A 23,112-nucleotide genomic window follows, 5' to 3' on the forward strand; every position below is an offset into this window, starting at 1 on the left:
GTCAGTTGGGCAGGAGCTTGTGCTGCTTGACCCACTTGGCCAGCTCGGCCGGTGAGTGGCCCTTCCACTGCAGCTGCACGGCATAGTTCGGCGCCGAGTCGTACGTGGTCCAGCGCCAGGCCCCGCCCATCCGCCGGCCGCTCAGCTGCCGACCGGTGAGCTCGGCCTTCTCCTTGCGCTCGATCGTCCAAAGGCCGCTCTTGACGCCCTTGGTCGCGGCCAGGTCGTCGTGGCGGCGGTCGGTGGTCTCCGGCGTGTCGTAGTGGAACAGGGTCACCTTGAGCCCGTCCGGGTAGTTGCAGACGATGCGCCCGTCCGACCCGTTCAGCTTGTTCGCCTTGGGCACGCAGACCTGGCCGGACTCGCCGGGGCGGTTGGGCTTCTGCGGCACGACCGCGGTCCACTCGCTGGCGATGTGCTGCACCTTCTTGTAGGGAGCCAGCGCCTTGGCCTTCACCTCGGGGCCGGGCACCCCCTCGTTCTCCTGCTCGTCCAGGGCCACCACCGCGTAGGTGTGGGTGATGCCGTCGCCCGGCCGGTCGGTCAGCTTGGTCGTGACTGCGGTGCGGACCTTCTCGTCGGGCGTACCCGGATCGCGATAGACCGCGTACCGGTCCGCGCCCTCGACCTCTTCCCAGGTCAGCGCGACGGCGATACCGACCTTGCGGGCCTTGAGCCCCTTTACGGCGGGCAGGGCCACCACCTCGGGGGTCGGCGAGAACGTGGGACTCGGCGAGGGGGCGGTACTGGCCGCGCTGAGGTCCGAGCCCGCGGAGACCGGGCTGGCCGATGCGGTGTTGTCCGGCTCGTCGTTGCGCACCAGGCCGACCACGATCAGCGAGGCGGCGACCATGACGGTCACCCCGCCGAGCACCGGAACCACCAATTTACGACGTTTGCGAGCCTGCGGCTGGGTGCCGGTGAGGCGGTTCTCGTCGAAGCCGTCGTCCTCGTCGCGCAGCAGGCGCAGCGATCCGGTGTCGGTGAGGGCCGGCGGACCGAAGTCGCTGAGCTTGTCCGCCGGGGAAGCCGAGGAGCCTGAGGAGGTCGAGTCGGTGCTGGTAGAGGCCACGACGTGGGTGCCGTTGAGGGTGGGCCGCGCCGTGCCGTTCTTCACCGAGGCGCCGTTGAGCGAGGCCGAGGTCCCGTTGGGCGAGGTTCCACTGAGCGAGGCGCCGTTATGCGGGGTCCCGTTGGGCGAGGTTCCACTGAGTGAGGCGCCGTTGCGGGACGATCCGTTGGCGGAGGTGCCGTTGACGGAGGTCCCGTTGGTCAGTGTTCCGTCGGCCGGAGCCCCGTTACCCCGGGTCCCGTTCACGGTCGTCCCGTGGGCCGTCGTCCCGTTGACGGGCGCTCTGTAGGCGGAAGTTTCGTTGGTTAGCCCTCCGCTGGCCTCGGTCCCGTTGCTCGGGGTGCCGTTGGCCCGCGTCCCGTTGGTCGAAGTCCCGTTGCTCCGGGCTCCGTCCACGGTCGTCCCATAGGCCGTCGTCCCGTTGTCGGGCGTGCCATTGGTCGAGGTTTCGTCAGCCGTCGTGCCGCCGGTCGAGGTTCTGCTGCTCGGGGTCCCGTCCTGCCAGGTCCCGTTCGCCGTCGTCCCGGTGGCCGTCCCATTGACGGGCGTTCCGCTGGACGAGGTTTCGTGGGCCGAGGTCCCGGTGGCCGCCGTCCCGTTGACAGACGTCCCATCGGCCAAGGTTGCGTCGGCCGATATTCCGCTGGCCGAGCTTCCGTTAGCCGTCGTCCCGCTGGTCGGGGTCGTGCTACTCGGGGTCCCATTCCTCCAGGCCCCAGTCGCCGATGTCCCGTTGGCCGCCGTCCCGTTGACGGACATTCCGTCGGCCATGGTCTTGTCGGCAGGGGTCCCGCTGGTCGAGGTCCCGTTGCTCCGGATCCCGTTGCTCGGGGCTCCGTTGGCCGGCGCTCCGTCCCCCCAGGACCCGTCCGTCGAGCCCTCATCCACCGAGGCCCCGCCCATCGAGGCCCCATTGACGGAGGTCTCACCGGCCGACGTCCCGTTGGCCACGGCCTCGTTGACCACGACCCCGCTGACCACAGTTCCGTTGACGAGCGGACCGTCTACGTACGTCCCGTTGTCCGTGGCCCCAGCGACCGGCGTCCCCTTGGCCGCCGTGGCCTCCCTGGTGCCCCAGGCGTCCTCCCCGAAGCCAACCGCCTCCGCAACCGGCGGCTGAGAGATTGAGGCGAGATCCCCGTCCTTTGTTGGAAGCTCTTGCCCCTCGGGGGCCGAGGCCTCGGCGGTTCCCGGACGGTAGAGCTCGGCGTCGTCCGGATCCACGCTCGGCCGGGACACCGGTGCGGGCTCGGGCTTCGCTGTGGTCCGGCCCGGCACCACCATCCGCTTGCCGTTGCTCTTCGGCCGGGGCGGCGTGGGGCGCAGGCTCAGCCCCTGTGGCGGGGAGGCCGGGCGGGCCGGCTCCGGGGCCGACACCCGTCGCATGCCGTGGGGGGTGACCGGCTCGGAGAAACCCGAGACGCTCCGGGTGTCGGCTCCGACCCGGTTGTGGCCCACCGTCGGGCTGACCCCGAGCACGTCGTAGACCGAGCGCACGATCAGCGGCATCTGGCCGTCGCCGAGCAGGTAGATGCCGTCGAGCAGGGAGGGGCGGCGGCCCGACTCCTCGATCGTGGCGCCGAACTCGCGGGCCATCTGCAGCACGTGCGGGCGCAGCGCGTTGTCCAGCTCGATCCGGTCCAGCCGGAGCGGGCCGTCCGGGCTGATCCCGGGGATCTCGTCCACCTCGACCGTGGCGCTGTGCCAGGCGGTGAGCTCCTCGCGGGCCCGGCGCACCTGGTCGATCAGGTGCTTGCGCAGCCGCGACCACGGTTCCCCGGCCGGCTCCCGCAGCCGGTCGGTGAGCGTTTCGTCGGCCCCGGGGATCTCGGCCAGACGCCCGAGGGCCCGCTCCAGCAGCAGCCGGTCGAACAGCTCGCTACCGACCCCCGGCAGCCGGCGCTCGGCCAGCACCACCGGCCGGGCGGCCACCGCCGCGTCCTCCAGCCGTTCGGACTCCAGCACCCAGATGCGGGTCTGGGAGTGACCGACGGCGAGAACACCGACCACGGCACCCCCTGGGAACCGGTTCTCCGTTCGCAGCACAGCCGCTACCGCGGAGGGGTCCCAGTCGGTCACGTGCATGCTCCCTAGCTTTCCGACTCGGGCGATCTACCCGTTCGAGGGTAGTGGAGCCCGGCAAGGGCATCGAGACGAAAGCGGGGCAGATCACGTAACGGTTCACCACCCGAACACGGCTCGTGACCACGTCGTTCCGAGGGGTGTCAGGCTGTCTGCGCCACAGGCGTAATTGCTGGTGCCCGCGCCGGGCCCCGAACTACGCTCGGATCCCCCCAGCCTGAGGAGCTTCAGCCGGTGAGCAAGCCGATCCTTCTCACGGTCGACGACGACCCGTCCGTTTCCCGGGCCGTCGCTCGTGACCTGCGTCGTCGCTACGCCGAGGAATACCGTGTGGTCCGCGCCGACTCCGGCGCCGAGGCCCTGGAGTCGTTGCAGGAGATCCGCCTGCGCGGCGACCGGGTGGCGGTGCTGCTGGCCGACTACCGGATGCCGGGGATGAACGGCATCGAGTTCCTCGAGCGCGCGATGGACCTGTTCCCGCGCGCCCGCCGGGCCCTGCTGACCGCCTACGCCGACACCGACGCGGCGATCGAGGCGATCAACGTCGTCGACGTCGACTACTACCTGCTCAAGCCGTGGGAACCGCCGGAGGAGAAGCTCTACCCGGTGGTCGACCAGATGCTCGAGACCTGGGCGGCGGCGGGCGACCCGGAGGTCGAGTCCACCCGGATCATCGGCCACCGCTGGTCGGCCCGCTCGCACGAGGTGCGCGACTTCCTGGCCCGCAACGGCATGCCCTACCACTGGTACACGGTGGAGGAGGAAGAAGGCCGCAAGCTGCTGCAGGCGGCCGGCGCGGGCGAGGACGACGTGCCGGTCGTGCTCACCGCCGGCGGTGACGCGCTGCTGCGGCCCACCCTGAGCGAGCTGGCCGACAAGATCGGTCTCTCCACCACCCCGGCCGAGGACTTCTACGACCTGGTGATCGTGGGCGGCGGTCCGGCCGGGCTGGGCGCGGCGGTCTACGGCGCCTCCGAAGGTCTGCGCACGGTGCTGGTCGAGAGCCGGGCCACCGGCGGTCAGGCCGGGCAGAGCTCCCGGATCGAGAACTACCTGGGCTTCCCCGACGGAGTGAGCGGCGGTCAGCTGACCGACCGGGCCCGCCGGCAGGCCAGCCGGCTGGGCGCCGAACTGCTCACCGCCCGCCGGGTGGTCGGGCTGGAGACGCACGGGCCCAAGCGCATCCTCGAACTCGACGACGGCAGCCGGATCGCCGCGCACGCCGTGCTGCTGGCCACCGGGGTCTCCTACCGCCGGCTGGGGGCCGACGGCGCCGACGACATGGTGGGCAAGGGCGTGTTCTACGGCTCGGCCGCCACCGAGGCGGATGCCTGCGCCGACCAGCACGTGGTGATCGTCGGCGGGGCGAACTCGGCCGGTCAGGCGGCGATGTTCTTCTCCCGCCAGGCCGCCAAGGTCACCCTGGCGGTGCGCGGGCCCGACCTCGAGCGCTCGATGTCGCACTACCTGATCCAGCAGATCCGCGGCAACGACCGGATCGAGGTGCGAACCTGCACCGAGGTGGTGGCCTGCCAGGGCGACGGGCACCTGCAGAAGCTGGTGCTGCGCGACAGCACCACCGGGGCCACCGAGGACGTGGACTGCGGGCACCTGTTCGTCTTCATCGGCGCCGCCCCGAAGACCGACTGGCTGCCCGAGCAGCTGGTGCGCAACGAGGCCGGGTTCCTGATCACCGGCACCGACCTGCTCGACTCGGGCCGGCGGCCGGCCGGCTGGACCCCCAACCGCGACCCGTTCCACCTGGAGACCAGCATCCCCGGGGTGTTCGTGGCCGGCGACGTGCGGGCCGCCTCGGTCAAGCGGGTGGCCTCGGCGGTCGGTGAGGGAGCGATGGCCGTGACGCTCGTGCACCAGTACCTGGCGCACCCCTGAGTGCATCCGTAAGGGCATTAATCGCGTGTCGAGAACGTTGGAGAACGGGTGACCACCACGGAGCAACCGATGGAGCGGCTCACTCCCGCTGAGCTGTCGCGCTTCTTCCTGTTCGAGAAGCTGAACGACGAGCAGCTGCGCTGGATGTCCGAGCACGGCGAGGTCGTGCGCTATCCGGCGGGCGCCACCGTCTACAGCGCCGACGAGCCCGCGACCTGCTTCTACATGCTGGTCGAGGGCCGCCAGGTGATGCTGAAGCAGGTCGGCGACCACGAGGTCGAGGTCTCCCGCACCGACCGGCCGGGCGTCTACAGCGGCGCCACCTGGGCCTGGCTCACCTCGGCCCGGGAGGTCACGAAGAGCCCGTTCTACGGCGGCTCGATGCGCACCCTCGAGGAGTCGGTCTTCTTCCGGATCCCCGGTGAGGAACTGGCCGACGTGCTCAAGGAATGGTTCCCGATGGCCATCCACCTGCTGGACGGCCTGTTCACCGGGATGCGCAACTCCGAGGCGGTGGTCGGCCAGCGGGAGCGCCTGACCGCCCTCGGCCGGCTCACCGCCGGGCTCACCCACGAGCTGAACAACCCGGCCTCGGCCGCCGTCCGGGCCACCGCCACGCTGCGCGAGCGGGTGGCGGCGATGCGCGGCAAGCTCGCCCACCTGGCCTCCGGCAAGGTCGACCCGGACACCCTGGTGAAGCTGGCCGGTCTGCAGGAGGACGCGATCGAGCAGTCGGCCAAGGCCAAGGCCGGCAAGAACAAGCACCTGACGCCGATGCAGGAGAACGACCTCGAGGACGAGTTCAGCGACTGGTGCGACGAGCACGGCATCTCCTCCGGCTGGCAGCTCGCGCCGGTCTGGGTGGGCGCCGGGCTCGACCTGGAGTGGCTGCAGGGGGTGGCCGACTCGATCCCGCAGACGCACCTCGAGGCCGGGCTGAAGTGGATCACCTACGCGCTCGAGAACGAGCAGCTGATGGCCGAGATCGAGGACGCCACCGAGCGGATCGCCACGCTGATCAACGCGGCCAAGCAGTACTCCCAGATGGACCGCGCCGAGTACCAGCAGGTCGACATCCACGAGGGCCTGAACAGCACGCTGGTGATGCTCGGGGCCAAGGTCCGTGAGGGCCTGACCCTGGAGAAGGACTACGACAAGACGCTGCCGCGGATCCCGGCCTACCCGGCCGAGCTGAACCAGGTCTGGACCAACCTGCTCGACAACGCCGTGCACGCGATGAAGTGCGACAACGAGGCGGGCCCGGGCACGCTGAGCATCAGCACCCGCGCCGACGGAGACTTCGCGCTGATCACGATCCGGGACACCGGCCCGGGCATGACCCCGGACGTGCAGCGGCGGATCTTCGAGCCGTTCTACACGACCAAGCCGATCGGCAAGGGCACCGGGCTCGGTCTGGACATCGTCTGGCGGATCGTGGTCAACCGGCACGGGGGCGACATCCGGGTGAAGAGCAGTCCCGGAGCGGGTGCCGCCTTCGAGGTCCGGCTGCCGCTGACCGCACCGGCACCGGCCGAGGTGGCCGAGGTCAGCGAGTAGGTCCGGTCGCTACACATGGACGATCGGGTCGGCACCGGTGAGATCGATCAGTTCGGGCGGGCTTTCGGGCCCGGAACTCTCCGGGTCGAGCCGCAGCACCCCGATCAGCGATCCGAACGGCACGGCCGCTCCCCGGGCGGCCGCCCGGCGGATGCTCTCGTCGGTGCGGCCGGCCTGCTCCAGCGCCGACTCGGCGGCGCTGATCAGTTCTCGTTCCCGGCGGCCGGTGACCACGATCGAACGCTGGGCGCCCCAGCTGGCCGAGACCGCGAGCAGAGCCGCAGCCCGGTGCGGGTCGTGCGGCCAGTGCGCCACCCCGAGCAGTGCCACGATCCGCGGCAGGGTGAAGAACTTCCCGCCGGCGTGAGCCTCTCGTAGTGCCTGGCGCAGCGAGGTGAGAGCGGCCTGATGGTTGCCGTGGCGTAGCTCGAGCAGCCCGTCGGCCACGGCGACGCCGGAGCGGATCGCCCGTCCGCCGCTGGTGGCCGCCGAGCGGGCCTGACCGATCAGCACCCGGGCCAGCGCGTCTTCTCCCCGGTCCTGCGCGGCCAGGGCCAGTTTGGCCAGCGGGTAGGCCAGGCGCGTCGGGTCACCACCGGCCGCCGCCCGATGCCGGCTGCGCTGCCAGTGACCGATGGACACGGCCGTACGTCCCAGATCGTCCAGCACGTCGGCCAGCACGTTCAGCACTGCGTGCCAGAGGGTTTCGGGGGGACGCCGGAGCGCCCGCACCCTTTCCAGCGCCCCTTCCGCCTCGGCCAGCGCCTCCTCACACCGGCCCAGCGAACGAGCCGCGACGGCCCGCATCAGCGCCACCCGGATCGCGACCACCGCCCCCGCTTCGCCGGAGGTGGCTCCGGCCGGGATCTGGGCCAGGATCTCCGCTGCGGCGAGCGGGTTTCCGCCGAACAGGGCCAACGCTCCCCCGGCCAGCAGCAGCCGGGCTCCGGTGCGGGCGGTGGGCCGCTGGGCCTGGGCGCGGGCGAGCCAGGCCGGGGCGTCACCGAGTTCCCAGCGGCCGGTGCTCAGGCCCTGGTCGAGCAACGCCGCTACCAGCCGGGCGAAAACCTCACCGTCGCGCCCTTCTGCGTGCGCGGCAGCCGCGGACAGGTTGTCGTACTCGGCCGCGCGTCCGCCGAGTTGCCCGACGGCACTCGCCTTGGCGTTGGGAGTGGTTCTCAGATCGGTGTTTTCGGACGGGTCGAGCCAGCGGTCGGTCAGCGGCGGCAGAGCGTCGGCGAACTCCGCGAAGTAGGCTGCGTGGCGGTCGGCACACGCTGCCTCCTCTTCCGGATCGGCCGCGAGCAGGCGCCGGGCGTGCTCACGCACCGGCGCGAGCAGACCCAGGCGGCCGGTCTCGTCGATCAGCAGCAGATTCTTGTCGGCCAGCCGGCCGATCACGTCGATCACCTGGCCGGGCCCGGGAACCGGACCGCAGACCCGCTCGGCCGCGTCCAGGGTGGCCCCCCCGACGAAGACCGAGAGTTGGCTCAGCACCAGCTTCTCGGTGTCTTCGAGCAGGTTCACCGTCCATTCCAGCACGGCCTCGAGCATCGCCCCGGGCCGCCGGGCCGCCGTCGCGCTGTTCAGATCGCGGCCGATGCCCTCCGGATCATGGCTGCGGGTGCGCGCGGCCGCCAGTTCCAGAGCCAGTGGCAGACCGTCGAGCGCCCGGCACAGTTCCCCGACGGCCGCGGCGTTCTGCTCGGTGACCTCGAAGGCGGGCAGCACCGCGCGGGCTCGCTCGCGGAACAGCCGCACCGCCTCGGCCGAGCGCACGGTCTGTACGTCGCCGGCCCCCGAGAAGGCCCACGGCATGGCCAGCGGCACGAGACCGATGACCTGCTCGCCCGGCACCCCCAAGGCCCGCCGCGCGGTGGCCAGCACCCGCAGCCCGCCGACCCTGGCGATCAGCGCCGTCACCGTGGCCATCGGCTCGGCCTCGACGTCGTCGGCATCCAGGTCGTCCAGCACGAGCAGGCAGGGGATCGCCGCGAGCGCTCGGCACACCGTGTCGATCGGAGCCTCGCCCGGCGTGTCCGGCACTACGCCCAGGATGCGCCGCAGCCGCGCCGCCAGGCCCGCGCCCGGCTCGGCCCCGGCATTGTCTGCGGCCGGAGTGCCTCCCAGCGGAACCACCAGAACCCGGGTGGCCGCCACCTCCCGCCCCGCCTCCGCCAGCCGACGGGTCACGATCTGCGCAGCCAGCCGGGTCTTGCCTGCCCCGCCCGGCCCCACCACCGTCACCAACCGGACGTCTGGACGGCGCAGCAACTCCAGCGCCGCGCCCAGCTCCCCCGTCCGCCCGACCGTTCCCGCGCCGTAGGCCGCGCCAAACGCCGTTCGCTTGGTCCCGATCGACGGGATCGGGCCGGTCTCGGGTACCCCCGGCAGTATCGGGGCGCAGTGCTCCACGGAGAGCGTGGAAGGCTGCGGCACAACCGGTTCCAGCGACGGGGAGAGCGGCGTGGTCTGCATCGGCAGCCGGGCGCTCGCTGGACTCCCCGGCACTACGGGAGGACCGGGCAGCGCAGCGGGAGGTACGGGCAAGCCGCTCGGCGGGTCTGGACGAAGGGCGACCGGAGCCACCCGAGCCTGGTGCGGCAGCCCAGCAAAACCCCCGCCAGAACCCACCGCCTCACCCGAGCGTTGTCCAGGAATCCGCCCGGAACTCCCAACCCCGCTCACACCTGGCCCAGCCGCGCCCCCTGCTGCGATCCCTACTAGACCGACCGGCCTCCCCTCAGCCGCACCAGGCCCCACGAGACAACTGGGCACCGCTCGGGCGCCGTACACCACGGCCCCATCCGGCCCGGCTCCATCTACTGCGGTCGTGCCCCGGGCAACACCCGTCGCGCCACCCGTGAGCGCATCTTCCGCCCCAGCGAGCGCTCGCGACCCCACCACTCCATGAAGCACTCCAGGTACGGCCGCCACCCCCGGATGAATCACCCCACCGGAAACTTCAACACCTGTCGCCCCCGATCCCGGCATCCGGGAAGCCCTTCCCGCTCCCATCCCTTCACGGGCCACGCGCGGTCCCACTACCCCGCCGGTCACCCCCGCTCCCCCGCCCGACAGCGCGACCGAGGCCACCGACGTCCGTGAATTGAAATCGGTTTCCAGCCCGGGACGCTCGGGGTCACCCACCGAGCGGGACATCGCGGAGAGCGTGTGGGCGCGCATCAGCTGGACAAGCCGCAGATCACCGGAAATCCCCGACGCAGAATCGGTTTTGTGAACGCCCTCGGCGGAGTCGGCGAACTCGGCGAACTCGGTGGCGACCGGCCCGACCTCCTGACGCAGCAGCCGGCCGTGCAGATCCCGCAGAGCCGGACACGGGTCGATGCCGAGCTCGTCACCCAGGCGGTCGGCCGCCGCCGCGTACGCGGCCAGAGCCTCGGCCTGACGGCCTTCCCAGTACAGCGACGTCATCAACTGGCCCACGAAACGCTCGTTCAGCGGATGCTTGCGCACCAGGTCCTGCAGTTCCGGGATCAGCCGGGAATGACGCCCCAGCAGGGATTCCGCGTCGATCCGGTCGGCCAGGGTGGAAAGCCGCAGCGACTGCAGGCGAGCCACCGAGGCCAGCGCGCCGGGCACGGCGGCCAGGTCCGGCAGGGCCGAACCACGCCACAACTGCAGAGCAGAACGCAATTCGTGAGCCGCGCCCACCGGGTCACCCGCCGCCAGCCGCGCCCGTCCCGACTCGCTGGCCTCCTCGAACCGGCGCGAGTCGATCGCCTCCGGAGGCAGGTCAAGGAGATACATTCCGGATACCGTACGTAATGCTGGCAGCTCACCGGGGGCAACGAGGAGACGCCGGAGCCGCGAAACATAGACCTGCACGGTGTTTCCCGCAGAGGGGGGCGGAGCGTCGCCCCAGAGCAGATCGACCAGCCGGGACGGCGGAACGGCGACCCCCACCGAGAGGGCGAGCAATGCGAGCAGAGCGCGCTGGCGAGGACTGCCGGCCGAGATCGGCCTGCCCGCCCGCACGATCTCCACGGGACCGAGGATGCGGATCCGGTCGCCTGCGTCCGATCGAGATGCGTGCGCCACGTGCTGAACCTATGCGCAACTGCCGCCCGATGCTCCGTCATTGGCCGTGTTCATGCGTTCTACCAGGTCGTTCAGTAGTCATTAAGTGGCTTGTCGGACCTTCCCAGCAGATTTGTCGTCATCGAAGCCCCGGGGCGCTCCCGGGGCAGGACGACCTGGTGGGAGGTGCACTGTGCGCGGTCAGACCTGGGGCTGAGCTTCTGAGCAGGCCATTGCGCACCGGCCGGTGGATCCGCAAGTCTTGCCGGCGACGAGGTGCGATCAAGATTCACGCGTACTGCCCCCAGCCTGACGGCATGGGGGCCGGTCGCGGTTTTGACCCGAGAAACACCAGCAGCACCAGCAACATCTGTAACACGTACACCAGGAAGGGGCTCCGGAGCTGTGAGGGCGGCACCGGGAGCACCGTGGGCAAGGTCGGCGGGGTTGATGGGGGAGACGACAACGCGTGTCGACGCAGCAGGCAGATCCACCGATCATGCTCGGCGAGCTCGATGAACCAGGCGGCCCAGGGGAAGCCGGCCGTGACGCCCGCGCGGTGAACACCGCGAGCGGGCCCGAGGTTCCGAGCCCCGACGATGTTTTCACAGGGGCCGACGGTGCGGGCGGGACCGGCGTGCCCGACGTTCCCGAAGGTCCGGCGGGGCAGGCGATCAGCGCCGCCTCAGCGCCTGAGGAATCGGCCGATCGGCCGGCCGGATACCGAGACGTGTTCGGAGTGCGGGAGTTCCGCGCGGTCTTCGCCGCGGACCTGCTCTCCCTGATCGGCGACCAGGTGGCCGCCGTGGCCGTCGCCGTCATGCTCTACCAGGACAGCGGCTCGCCACTGCTCGCCGCCGCCGGCTATGCCACCGCCTATGTGCCCTGGCTGCTCGGGGGTCCACTGCTCGCGGCCTGGGCCGAGCGCTTTCCGGGGCGTTCGGTCATGGTGGCCTGCGACCTGGCCCGCGCACTGCTCATCGCCGTCGCCGCCCTGGCCGGATTCGCGCCGCTCGTGGTGGCCGCTCTGGTCTTCCTGTCGGCGATGCTCGCGCCCCCGTTCGACGCCGCCCGCTCTGCCCTGCTGGCCCAGATCCTCACCGGCAACCGCTACCCCGTAGGCATGTCGCTGCGGCAGGCAGTGCACCAGATCGCCCAGTTGTGCGGTTTCGCAGCGGGGGGCGCGCTGGTGCTGGCCATCAGCGCCCCCGGCGTACTCGCGTTGAACTGCCTGACCTTCCTGGCCTCGGCCCTGTTGCTCCGGGCGGGCCTGGTGCACAGGGCGGCGCCGAACGCCAAGGGCGAGAAGCTTGAAGACGCCGAGCGCGAGGACGATGGGCAGGTCGCCTTTGGTTCGGGGGAAGGAAACGACGAAGGACGAGTGGTCGCGGCCGAGGGGGGCCAGCCGGGAACGGTAGGGGGAACCGAGGAGGCGGATCAGTCGCCTTACCGGCCGCGGCGGGCGCCGGTGGTACCGGTCGTGCCGGGGCAACGGCTGGGTGGGAAGGGCGATCAGCACCACCAGTTCGATGAGGCGGCAGCCGGGACTTGGGCTGAGCCGCATACCGCTCGAGGCAATGCGGCGGTTCCGGCGGAGGATGGGCTGCGCCGCCAGGCCGTGACCCGGAGGGTTCCGGGCCCGCGGGGGCAGGGCGAAGAGGACCGCCGCTGGCGTCCGGCCGACCAACACCCGGTCGCCCCGCACGAGGCCGGACAGCACGAGGCCGGACAGCACCCAGCCGACCTGCATCACGTCGGCGGGCAGGACCTGGCCGACCAGCACCCGATCGAACAACCTCCGACCGGCCCGCACCGCATCGATGAGTACACGGCCGACCAGCACGTGACCGATCAGCAGCCCGTCCGGCCCTTGGCCGACGAACTGCTTTCCGGTCTGGGCACCTCCGGCCAATCCCCCACCGGTCGACGCGCCGCTGAAAAGCGCAGCACCGATCAGCGCCCCAAGAACCGCCGCAGCGATGGCCGCCAGACCGGTCGACGGCAGGGCAAGCGACGCAGCCGCCGCCAGCCCGAACTGGAAAGCAACGAGCAGTTCCAGCCCACCGGCGGCACCACGAGCACCCGCCGCCGCGTCGCCGTGCGCGCCGCCAGGTTCAACCCGTCCCAACTGCGCCACCGGGGCCGCCGGGCCGCCGTGGCCCGACAGCGTCGGCGAGCACAAACGTCTTCAGGCACTTCGATCTGGAGCGACATGATCGCCGGCGCCCAGGTGGTGCGCGGCGACCAGCAGATCTGGTTCCCCCTGCTCCTGGGCATCGTCGGGGCGGCGTACGCGATCGTCCCCGAGGCGATTGCCGTGGCCTACGCGGCCGAGCTGGGGCACAGCTCCAGCGCGGTGGGGCTGATCATGGCCGCAGCGGCGGCCGGCAGCGTGATCGGGGGCCTGGCGATCGGCCGGTTCGCCGCCCCCAGCACGGCCGCACGCCTGATGTATCCGCTGGCCCTGGTGGGCACGCTCCCCCTGCTGATCGTGGCGCTGCGCCCCGGGCTGACGATCAGCCTGGCCTTGTTCGTGCTGTGCGGGCTGGGGCAGGCCTTCCAGGTGGTGGCCAACACCCAGTTCGCCTCGCACGTGCCGGCCGAGGTACGTACCCGGGCGTTCGGAATCGCGATCGCTGGGCTGTACGGCGGCCAGAGCCTGGCGATCCTGGTGGCCGGGGCGGCGGCGCAGTGGCTCGCCCCGTCGACCGTGATCGCCGGCTCCGGCCTGGTCGGCGCGCTGGGGATACTGCTGCTCCCCGGGCTGCAGCACGCTGGGTCGGGGCTGCGGGGGCGACACTGCCACCGCTGAGCCCGGCCACCTGATCGCCTACCGCTGTCCCAGCGCGGCGCCCGCAGAGGCGCTGGCGCCACCACCACCGTCACCGCTCGGCCGACCGCGCGGGTCCAGCGGAGCAGCGTCCTCGTCGTCGTACTCCTCGGCGTGGTTGGGCATCTGCAGGTCCAGGTGCGCCGTCTCCGGATCCGGCGTGACCGGGGCATGGTTCCGGGCCCTCGGCGGGCGGGCGGCCGGCCGGCGCGAGCCGTTCCGGGCAGAGCCGGAGCCGGAGCCGAAGCCGTCCGAGTCGTCCAGCCCGGCCTCCTCGGCACTGACCACCCCGTCGCGGAAGCCCAGCTCACCGGGCACCCCGATGTTGCGCTGCACCGGCAGCGACTGCGGGTGGTGGGTCTGCAGCCAGGTCAGCAGCGACTCACGGATGTCGCAGCGCAGGTCCCAGGCGCTCGGGCCGTCGTTCGCCGAGGCCAGCACGCGCACCAGCATCGTGGTCTCGGTGGTGTCGACCACCTGCAGCACCCAGGCCTGCCGGTCCCAGAGCGGGTTGGCGTCGATCACCTGACGGGCGTGCTCACGCAGCTCGGTCAGCGGGGTGGCGTAGTCGAGGTACAGCATCACCGAGCCCAGGATCCGGGCCTGGTTGCGGGTCCAGTTCTGGAACGGCGTGGTCACGAAGTAGCTGGTCGGCAGCACCAGCCGGCGCTCGTCCCAGAGGTGCACGACCACGTAGGTCAGGGTGATCTCCTCGATCCAGCCCCACTCGCCCTCCACCACGACCACGTCGTCGATGCGCACCGCGTCGGTGAAGGCCAGCTGCAGGCCGGCGAACATGTTGCCCAGCGTGGTCTGCGCGGCCAGACCGGCGATGATGCCCGCCACCCCGGCCGAGGCCAGCAGCGAGGCGCCGAAGGTGCGCAGCTGCGGGAACGACATCAGCACGGCGGCCAGGCCGAGCACGATCACGACCACCCCGAGCACCCGGCGGACCAGGGTGATCTGGGTGCGGGCCCGGCGGACCCGGCGGTTGTCGGCCACGTCCATCCGCAGCCGCCAGAACAGGATCTCCTCCCCCGCCAGCAGCGCTCGCACGATGAGCCAGCAGGCGGAGAGGATGACGGCGATGCCGGCGGCCCGGGTGAACGGGCCGGGGACGCTGGGCAGGGCCTGCACGGCAACCTGCAGCGCGATCATCGCCACGGTGAGGATCACCGGCCGACGGCACAACCGGTTGATCGTGAGAACCGAGCCCGCGTCGGCACGGTTGGCCAGACGTACCGCGAGTCCGGCGATGGTCCAGGCGACCAGCCCGGCTGCGATGGCGATCGCCACCGCGAGGAGAAGGCTGGTCCAGAGGTCGAGGTCCACTGAGCTCCTTTCCCTTCCCACGCTCCACCAATGGGGGCACGGATCAGGTCAGGTCGTTTCGGGTTCTCGGGCTCCGGGCGTCGATGCAGGGGCCGGCGCCGTCGTCACAGCCCGTCCGGAGTTGAACGACGACGTTATCCAGCCCATCCGTCCCGTGCGGCCCGACATTCCCTCGCTGAGTCCTCCCCGGAAGAAACGCGCAGGTCGCAGCGTCGCGCTGAGAGGCGAGTCACTCTTGTGCGGGATAGAAAGGGCGACGTGATCAACGCGCCCCGCACGTCCGTCGTCCTGTTCACCCGGGACCTGCGGGTGCACGACAACCCGGCCCTGCACCATGCCGCCCAGGAGGGGCAGGTGGTGCCGCTGTTCGTCCTCGACCTGAAGATCCTCAAGGGCTCGTACAACCGGCCCAACCGCGCGAAGTTCCTGGCCGAGAGCCTGGCCGACCTCGCCGCCGCGCTCGAGAAGCGCGGCGCCGGCCTGGTGGTCCGCCGGGGCGAGGTGGCAGCCGAGGTGGCCGAACTGGTCCAGACCGTGAAGGCCTCGGCCGTGCACATGGCCGGCGACGCCAGCGGCTTCTCCCACCGTCGGGAAGACGCGCTGCGCGAGGCCCTGGACGAACTTGACTGCGAACTGCACGTGCACGACGATTCGCTGTTCGTGGTGCCCCCGGGGCAGATCACGGCCGTGGGCAAGACCCACATGTCAGTGTTCTCGCCCTACCACCGCAAGTGGGAGAAGGAGCCCCGGCGTACTCCGCTGAGCCCGCCCCGCAAGCTCGCGCTGCCCGCCGGGATCGAGACCGGGAAGGTCCCGACGGCGAACGAGATCAGCTCAGGTGAGACGGCGCCGCACATGTCGGCCGGAGGCGAGACGGCCGGGCGCAAGCTGTTCAAGACCTGGCTGGAGCAGCGGGCCGAGGGCTACGCGGACGACCACGACGACATGGCCGGCGACCGCACCAGCCGCATCTCGCCCTACCTGCACTTCGGCTGCCTCTCCCCGCTGGAAGTGGTCACGAAGGCGTGGGACATCGCCCCGGCGTTCACCCGCCAGATGGCCTGGCGCGACTTCCACGCCCAGGTGCTGGCCGCCAACCCCAAGTCCACCCAGGTCGATCTACGGCCCCGCAACGACCGGTGGCGCCGGGGCAAGGACGCGGAGCGTGAGTTCAAGGCCTGGAAAGAAGGCCGTACCGGGTGGCCCCTGGTCGACGCCTGTATGCGCCAACTCGTCGACGAGGGGTGGATGCACAACCGGGGACGCCTGGTGGTGGGCCACTTCCTGTGCAAGACCCTGTACCTGGACTGGCGTTGGGGAGCCCAGTTCTTCGTCGACCACCTGATCGACGGCGACACCGCCAACAACACGATGAACTGGCAGTGGGTGGCCGGGACGGGCACGGACTCCAGGTTCAACCGGATCCTGAGCGTCAGCTCGCAGGCCGAGCGTTACGACCCGAACGGCGACTTCGTGCGCCGCTACGTGCCGGAGCTGTCCGACGTTCCCGGAGCCAAGGTGCACGCCCCCTGGAAGCTGCCCACCGACGTCCGCAAGCAGTTGAACTACCCAGAACCGATTGTGGACGTACGTGAGGGCAACGAGCGTTTCCTCGCCGCCCGGGGTAAGCGGTAGGGGAAAGGCTCGCTGCCCTCAGCGACTAGGAGAGCTGCAGCTCGCGCACCCGGATGGTGTCGGGCAGCTTGCGCAGCGCGTTCAGCACCTGCTCGGTGGGGCGGGCGCCGATGTCGGTGATCACGTAGCCCACCTCGCCGCGGGTGCCCAGGGTCTGGCCGTCGATGTTGACCTTCTCCTCGGCCAGCACGCTGTTGATTGCGGCCAGCACGCCCGGGGTATTGCGGTGGATGTGCACCAAGCGGGTGCCCTCGGCCTCGGGGGTGGCCAGCTGCGGGAAGTTGATGCTCAGCGCCGTGCTGCCGAACAGCGTGTAGTCGCGCAGCTTGCCGGCCACGAACCGGCCGATGTCCTGCTGGGCCTCTTCGGTGGAACCACCGATGTGCGGGGTCAGGATGACGTTCGGCATGCCCTGCAGCGGGGAGACGAACTTGTCGCCGCGAGCCTTCGGCTCCTCCGGGAACACGTCGATGGCCGCGCCGGCCAGGTGACCGCTCTCCAGGCGACGGCGCAGCGCCTCCTGGTCGACCACGAACCCGCGCGAGAGGTTGAGGAACAGGCTGCCCGGCTTCATCAGGGCGAACTGCTCGTCACCGAAGAAGTCGGCGTTGCCCCGGCGGCCGTCCACGTGCAGGGTGACCACGTCGACCTGGGAGAGCAGCGACTCCAGGCTGGTGACCGGCTTGGCGGTGCCCAGCGGGAGGCGGTCGGCGGTGTCGTAGAACAGCACCTGCATGCCCAGGTTCTCGGCCAGCACCGACAGCTGGGTGCCGATGTTGCCGTAGCCGACGATGCCGAGCTTGCGCCCCCGCACCTCGTGCAGGCCGGTGGCCGACTTGTCCCAGATGCCCTCGTGCATCCCGCGGTCCTTCTCGGTCAGCCGCCGGGTCATCGCGATGATCTCGGCCAGGGCCAGCTCGACCACGCTGCGGGTGTTGGAGAAGGGGGCGTTGAACACGGCGACGCCCCGGGCCTGGGCCGCGGCCACGTCGATCTGGTTGGTGCCGATGCAGAAGGCGCCGATCGCCAGCAGGTCGGGCAGCTCGGCCAGGGCGCGCTCGGTGACGTTGGTCTTGGACCGGATCCCGAGCACGTGCACGCCGGCGGCCTGCTCGATCAGCTCGTCCTCGTCCAGGGCGCCAGTGACCGAGACGACCTCGGCCCCGACCGCCTCGAACGCGGCCACGGCATCCGGGTGGATGTTCTCCAGCAGCAGGACGCGGAGCCCGGTGGCGGGAGGGTTCTTGATGCTCACTGCAGTCACGCTCACAAGCTGTAGGTCGGTTCGAGGACGGACGTAGCGCTCGGTAGATGCTACGAGCATGTTTCGTGCGCTCTAGAACTCTACTCCCGACGGGCCGGAGTCTGTCTTCTGGTTTCGCGACGCTGCTGTCATGACAAGAACCTGTGAGCTCGCAGTAATCCCTGTAGATGCCGTACGAACGGCCGACATCATTCCCAGCGCGTGTGCCGATCCAGGTCGCGCCGGAGGGAGAGCCGCAGAACGATGTCGATTTCCACGATCAGCAGCACGGCCTACAACCTGAGCCCCTACGCGGTGGGGCAGCCGGGCGCGGCGACCACCGGGGCCGACTACGACGCCGCCTCCGGCCGCTCCCTGAACCCGGCCGGCCTGTCCCCCCAGAACGCCCGCACCCCCTCCGACCTGCAGGCCGTGCAGTTCCGCGAGCGCCGGGACGAGCGCACCCCCGAGCCGGCCCCGCCCAATCCGGACAACGCCACCGGGGTGCTCAGCGGTTCGCTCACCCAGGAGCAGCAGGACACGCTGAACTCACTGAGCTCCCTGCTCGACACCGACACCGAGACGTTGCAGGCGAACCTGCAGAACGGCAGCACCCTGGCCGACCTGGCCGAGCAGGCGGGAGTGAACGCCACCACGGTGGCCTCGGTGAGCCAGGACGGGCTGCTCTTCGACACCTCGGTCTAAGAACGGTCGCGGGCCCTCTTCCGGCGGTCGGACGAGGGCCCGCGCCGGTTCAGCTGCTGGCCGTGGCCGACGCGGTGGGCCGGCCGGTCGGCACCTCCAGGCCGCAGGCCTTCAGGGCGGCCTGGGCGTCCTCGTCCTGAAGGATCTGGCCCATCCCCCCGCCGCCTCCACCGCCGCCGGGCGCACCCGAGGGCATCCCGCTGGGCATGTCCGTGGGCCGGTTGCTGGGCATGTCGGTGGGCATGTCGGTGGGGCGCTCGCCCATGTCGGGCACTTCGATGCCGGCGGCGGTCAGGCATTCCTGGATCTGCTGGAACTGGCCGTTGTTGCCGCCGCCCGGCCCGGCCGCCGCGGAGGCGCTGGCCGTGCTGGTGGCCTCGGTCGACCCGGCCGAGTCGGAGTCACCGCCGCCGCAGGCGGTGAGGGTGATGGCCAGGGCCGAGGCCAGGGTCAGGGCGGTGAGCGATCGGGTCATGTCCAGACTCCTTGCGGTTGTGCGGAAGTAAGTAGGTCAGCTGGCGGTGATGCTGGTGGCGGTCACGGTTCCGTCGGACGCCTTCTCGCCCACCACCGAGACCGAGACGCCCTTGGCCAGGCCGCTCAGCGCCGAGTCGGAAGAGTCCGAAACGGTGGTGCCGGCCGGGACCTTGACGGTCACCGACTTGCCGGCGAAGTTCTTGACGGTGAGGGTGCGGCCCGAAACCTTCGTCACGGTCCCGACCACAACCGGAGTGGCCGAGGCGCTTTCGGCGCCCCCACCCGTCCTTTGTTGGGAATTGGCACCTCCCGCCGCGGCGCCCCCGAAACCGCCACCCCCGTAGCCGCCTCCGGGCATACTGCCACCCATACCACCGGCCATCCCGCTGGGCATACCACCCATAGCGCTTGCGCCGCCGGAGGTTCCGAACTGCTTCTGGACGACCACCCCGCCCACGAAGGCCAGGGCGGCGAGGACGGCCGCCATCAGGAAGACCGTCAGTCTGGTCACCTTGCGGCCGTTCTCGGCCAGCAGGTCGAGGTCGTCGGGCTGCACGGCGGCCAGGTCGATCCCGGCCGGGGCGGTGGCAGCGGCGTCGGTCTCGGGGTGGGCGGGTTTCACGGCGATCGGATCCTTAGGCACTGGAGGGTGGCTCACTCGTAGCGGAGGGCGTCGATCGGGCGCAGCGAGGCGGCCCGGTTCGCCGGGTAGAGGCCGAAGAACAGCCCGATCAGCACCGAGACGCCGAAGGCGAGCACGACCGAGTAGGGCTCGATCACCGGTTCCACCCCGACGATGGTGAACTGGCTGCCGACCACGCCGATCAGCACGCCCATCAGGCCGCCGAACACCGACAGCAGGACCGCCTCGATCAGGAACTGGCTGACGATGTCGAACCGCTGCGCCCCGATGGCCTTGCGGATCCCGATCTCCCGGGTCCGCTCGGTCACCGTGACCAGCATGATGTTCATGACGCCGATCCCGCCGACCAGCAGCGAGATCGCGGCCACGGCGCCGAGCAGCACGGTCAGCGTGTCGGTGGTGCTGGTCGCGGCCTCCAGGAAGCTGGAGGCGTTGGAGACGCTGAAATCGGCGTCGGCCGAGGTGGTTCTGTGCCGGGAGTTGAGAATGTCCTCGATCTCGGCCTGGGCGGCGTCCACGGTGTCGGCCGAAGTGGCCTGCACCGTGATCGAATCCACCGATCCGTACCCGGTCAGCGTGTCCTGCACCGCGGTCAGCGGAGCGATCACCACGTCGTCCTGGTCCTGGTTGCCACTGGTGCCCTTGCTGGTCAGGATGCCGACCACGCTGTACTCGACCCCGTTGAACTGCACGGTCTGATCCAGCAGATCGCTGCCGTCACCGCCGGCCAGTTCTTGGGCCACGGTCGAGCCGACCAGGGCCACCCGCTCGCGGGAGGTGTAGTCGGCGTCGGAGAACACCGAGCCCTGCGCCACCGTCCAGTCGTTGATCGCCAGGTAGCTGGGCGTGGTTCCGGTGAAGGTGGAGACGTCGTGGCTGGCACCGGTGTAGGTGGCGGTGACCGAGCTGGCGGCGACGGTCGGTGCGACCGCCTTGACGTCGGGGGCGAGTTCGTCGTCGAGCAGCGAACCGGCGTCGTCCACGGTGAGTTCGGCCAGCCGGGTCTGGGTTCCGGTGTCGACGGTTCCCCCGCCACCACCGCCCATGCCCGGGAATCCGCCACCTCCGCCGCCGCCTCGCCCGCCTCCGCCACCCTGGCTGCTGCTCACCGTCAGGGTGTTCGAACCGAGTGACGAGATCTGCTCGGAAACCGCTGCCGAAGAACCGGTTCCGACCGAGACCAGGATGATCACGGCGGCCACCCCGATCAGGATGCCCAGTGTGGTCAGGGCCGAGCGCATCTTGTTGCCCAGCACACCCCGCACGGCGAAGCGGCCGGCCTCGGCGAAGCGGCTCATCGCGAAACTCCCGGCGGCGGGCCGTCGATGGCGGTGACCCGCTCGTCCATCACGACCCGGCCGTCCCGTAGCCGGATCACCCGCTTGGCCCGCGCCGCCACCTCGTCCTCGTGGGTGATCACGCACAGGGTGCGCCCGGCCAAGCTGAGCTCGTCGAACAGGTCGAGGATGTCGGCGGTGCTGCGGCTGTCCAGGGCCCCGGTCGGCTCGTCGGCCAGCAGCAGCACCGGGTTGGTGACGATCGCCCGGGCCACGGCCACGCGCTGCTGCTGCCCGCCGGAGAGCTGCGAGGGAATGTGCCCCCGGCGCTCCCCCAGCCCGACCCGTTCCAGTGCGGCCTGGGCCCGTTCCCGGCGCTCGGCCGCCTTCACCCCCGAATAGGCCATCGGCAGCTCGACATTGGCCTGCGCGGTGGTGCGGGCGATCAAGTTGAACGACTGGAAGATGAAGCCGATCTTTCGGTTTCGCACCAGCGCCTGGCGCCGCTCGTCCAGACGCCGGGTGTCCACGCCGTCCAGGAGGTACTGCCCGGCCGAGGGCACGTCGAGGCAGCCGATGATGTTCATCAGGGTGGACTTGCCCGAACCCGAGGCACCCATGATGGCCACGTAGTCACCGCGCTCGACCACCAGGTCCACGCCGTCCAGGGCGTGCACCGTGGTGTCTTCCAGCCCGTAGGTCTTGCGCAGGGAACGCACCTCGATGACCGGCCGGATCCCGGTCCGGGAGTCTGCTCCGGCCGCCGCGGTGACCGTCACTGCCGGCCCCCGCCACCACCGGGCATGCCGCCACCGAAGCCGCCGCCCCCGCCGAAGCCGGGAACCCCGGTGCTGGTGGAGTCCTCGGAGCTGGTGGTGGGGATCTCCACCTCGTCGCCGGCCGCCAGGCCGCTCTTGATCTCGGTGGTGCTCGACCCGACCAGGCCCACCTCGACCTCGGTGGTGGTCGCCACCCCGTCCTTGAGCAGGCTCACCGTGCTCCGGCTGCCGGTGGTGGTGATCGCCGAAGACTGCAGCACCAGGACGTTCTCGGCCGAGCCGGTGGTGATCACCACGCTCACCGAGGCCCCCAGGCGGGCCGAGTCGATCGGGTCGGCGACCGCGATCGTCACCTCGTACTGCACCACGTTGCTGCTGGTGGTGCCCTCCGGCGAGATCTCGCTGACCGTGCCGGTCATCGTCTCGTCGGAGGCCGAGAGGGTGATCTCGGCCTCCTGGCCGGTCTTCACCGAGCCGATGTCGGCCTCGGCGATGCTGGCCGTCACCGACAGCGTGCTGGTGCTCGCCATGGTGATGAAGGCGCTGGAAGAGCCACTGCTTGAGGACGTCTCGGTGCCACTACCGCTGTCGGTCGCGGTCTCGGAGGTGGCGGAGTCCGTGGAAGAGCTCGAAGAACCGGCGCTCACGCTGTCGCCGACCTCCCCGGCGACGGTGAGCACCGTGCCGGCGAAGGGGGCCCGCAGCTTGGTGTCGGCCAGGGCGTCCTCGGCGTCCTGCACACTGACCTCGGCCGAGGCGATCTTGACCTCGGCCTCGGCGATCTCGGCGTCGGTGGCGCCCTCCTGGTTCGACTCCACCTGCACCTTCTGCTGGGCCAGCTGCGACTTGGCCGAGGTGAGCTGGGAGCGCGCCTGCTTCAGCGTCTCCTTGTCCTTGGTGATCGTGGCCTTGGGCGCGTCGGCGGCCCGGTCGTCGGCGAGCTGCTCCTTGGCCTCGTCCACCGCGTCCTGGGCGGAGTCGACGCTGTCCTGCGCGGACTCCAGGGCCAGCGTGTCGACCTCCTTCTCGGCGCTGCTCTGCCCCTCGGTGAGTTCCTCTGAGGAGGCCTTGGCCGAGGCCAGGGAGGCGCGGGCGGAGGCCAGCTCACGCTCGGCCGAGGCGGTGTCCACGGTGGCCAGGATCTGGTTCTTCTTGACCTTGTCGCCGACCTTGACCTTGACCGCGGTCACCGTGCCGGAGGCCCCGAAGGAGAGCGAGGAGCTGCGTGAGCTGGCCAGGTTGCCCGAGCCGCTGACGGTCGCGGTCACCGAGCCGGTGCTGACCGTCGCGGTGCGCGCGGCGGTGGCGGTGCTGGCGTCGGACTTGCCGACGGTGAGGTACGCGATCACCACGATCACGACGAGGATCACCAGCAGGCTCAGGTTCAGCCAGTGGTTGCGCAAGAGGGTGCGTGGGGTACGGTCGGTCACCGCGCGGTCCTCCGATAGCTGGTTCTCAACGCCGGTCTCCTTCGGGGGGTTCAGCGGACGCCACACAGTCCCGGAGGCCGCTGCGCCTGCGCTGTGGCGCGGCTTTGAATTGGCTA

The 23,112-nt window shown here is 70.8% G+C and carries 14 protein-coding genes and 1 pseudogene; 5 read left to right on the forward strand and 10 right to left on the reverse strand.

Translation table 11 applies throughout. The features are described 5' to 3' along the window. Position 1: 1 nt before the first annotated feature. On the reverse strand, positions 2-3,151 hold the full coding sequence (locus QSK18_RS02925; RefSeq protein WP_285616483.1) for a hypothetical protein: 3,150 nt from the start codon (positions 3,149-3,151) through the stop codon (positions 2-4). A gap of 237 nt (positions 3,152-3,388) precedes the next feature. Between QSK18_RS02925 and QSK18_RS02930 the strand changes: the two genes are divergently transcribed. Both QSK18_RS02930 and QSK18_RS02935 read left to right on the forward strand, forming a co-directional pair. Next, a complete protein-coding gene (locus tag QSK18_RS02930) occupies positions 3,389-5,047 on the forward strand; it encodes an NAD(P)/FAD-dependent oxidoreductase (RefSeq protein ID WP_232808345.1) in 1,659 nt (552 codons plus the stop codon). Between the two features lie 48 nt (positions 5,048-5,095). Next, positions 5,096-6,604, forward strand: a complete 1,509-nt coding sequence (locus QSK18_RS02935) for an ATP-binding protein (RefSeq protein ID WP_285616484.1) — start codon at positions 5,096-5,098, stop codon at positions 6,602-6,604. 9 nt (positions 6,605-6,613) lie between these two features. Here QSK18_RS02935 and QSK18_RS02940 read toward each other — a convergent pair whose 3' ends face one another. Together QSK18_RS02940 and QSK18_RS35835 are read right to left on the reverse strand one after the other, a co-directional pair. After that, positions 6,614-10,375 (reverse strand): BTAD domain-containing putative transcriptional regulator, encoded by a 3,762-nt coding sequence (locus QSK18_RS02940; protein ID WP_285616485.1) that lies wholly within the window; start codon positions 10,373-10,375, stop codon positions 6,614-6,616. A 12-nt stretch (positions 10,376-10,387) separates the two neighbouring features. Further along, positions 10,388-10,666, reverse strand: a pseudogene (locus QSK18_RS35835) (AfsR/SARP family transcriptional regulator); the annotation flags it as partial. A gap of 448 nt (positions 10,667-11,114) precedes the next feature. Between QSK18_RS35835 and QSK18_RS02945 the strand changes: the two are divergent. After that, positions 11,115-13,457 (forward strand): MFS transporter, encoded by a 2,343-nt coding sequence (locus QSK18_RS02945; RefSeq protein ID WP_285616486.1) that lies wholly within the window; start codon positions 11,115-11,117, stop codon positions 13,455-13,457. Between the two features lie 18 nt (positions 13,458-13,475). Here the strand turns inward: QSK18_RS02945 and QSK18_RS02950 are convergent, their stop codons facing one another. Continuing rightward, positions 13,476-14,807, reverse strand: coding sequence for a mechanosensitive ion channel family protein (locus QSK18_RS02950; protein ID WP_285616487.1), 1,332 nt, complete (start codon positions 14,805-14,807; stop codon positions 13,476-13,478). A 258-nt stretch (positions 14,808-15,065) separates the two neighbouring features. Here QSK18_RS02950 and QSK18_RS02955 point away from each other — a divergent pair, with 258 nt between their 5' ends. Continuing rightward, complete coding sequence (locus tag QSK18_RS02955) at positions 15,066-16,442, forward strand: cryptochrome/photolyase family protein (RefSeq protein ID WP_285616488.1); 1,377 nt, start codon at positions 15,066-15,068, stop codon at positions 16,440-16,442. A 25-nt stretch (positions 16,443-16,467) separates the two neighbouring features. Here the strand turns inward: QSK18_RS02955 and serA are convergent, their stop codons facing one another. Further along, positions 16,468-17,697, reverse strand: coding sequence for a phosphoglycerate dehydrogenase (gene serA / locus QSK18_RS02960; RefSeq protein WP_285616489.1), 1,230 nt, complete (start codon positions 17,695-17,697; stop codon positions 16,468-16,470). Positions 17,698-17,949: 252 nt separating this feature from the next. On the opposite strand from serA, the gene QSK18_RS02965 reads away from it, so the two are divergent. Beyond that, positions 17,950-18,390 (forward strand): hypothetical protein, encoded by a 441-nt coding sequence (locus tag QSK18_RS02965; protein WP_232808352.1) that lies wholly within the window; start codon positions 17,950-17,952, stop codon positions 18,388-18,390. A gap of 49 nt (positions 18,391-18,439) precedes the next feature. On the opposite strand, the gene QSK18_RS02970 is transcribed toward QSK18_RS02965, so the two are convergent. Genes QSK18_RS02970 through QSK18_RS02990 form a run of 5 tightly spaced genes read right to left on the reverse strand, consistent with a single transcriptional unit; the run spans position 18,440 to position 22,996 of the window. Further along, complete coding sequence (locus QSK18_RS02970) at positions 18,440-18,865, reverse strand: hypothetical protein (protein WP_232808353.1); 426 nt, start codon at positions 18,863-18,865, stop codon at positions 18,440-18,442. Between the two features lie 36 nt (positions 18,866-18,901). Continuing rightward, positions 18,902-19,489, reverse strand: coding sequence for a DUF5666 domain-containing protein (locus tag QSK18_RS02975; RefSeq protein WP_285616490.1), 588 nt, complete (start codon positions 19,487-19,489; stop codon positions 18,902-18,904). A gap of 32 nt (positions 19,490-19,521) precedes the next feature. Next, positions 19,522-20,808 carry an ABC transporter permease gene (locus QSK18_RS02980; RefSeq protein ID WP_285616491.1) on the reverse strand — a complete coding sequence of 429 codons (1,287 nt, stop codon included), beginning with the start codon at positions 20,806-20,808 and terminating at the stop codon, positions 19,522-19,524. Next, positions 20,805-21,566, reverse strand: a complete 762-nt coding sequence (locus QSK18_RS02985; RefSeq protein ID WP_285616492.1) for an ABC transporter ATP-binding protein — start codon at positions 21,564-21,566, stop codon at positions 20,805-20,807. The genes QSK18_RS02980 and QSK18_RS02985 overlap by 4 nt, the downstream gene beginning before the upstream one ends. Further along, positions 21,563-22,996 (reverse strand): efflux RND transporter periplasmic adaptor subunit, encoded by a 1,434-nt coding sequence (locus QSK18_RS02990; protein WP_285616493.1) that lies wholly within the window; start codon positions 22,994-22,996, stop codon positions 21,563-21,565. The genes QSK18_RS02985 and QSK18_RS02990 overlap by 4 nt, the downstream gene beginning before the upstream one ends. Between the last annotated feature and the right edge of the window lie 116 nt (positions 22,997-23,112).

This window comes from Kineosporia sp. NBRC 101677 (genome assembly GCF_030269265.1).
GTDB lineage: Bacteria > Actinomycetota > Actinomycetes > Actinomycetales > Kineosporiaceae > Kineosporia > Kineosporia rhizophila.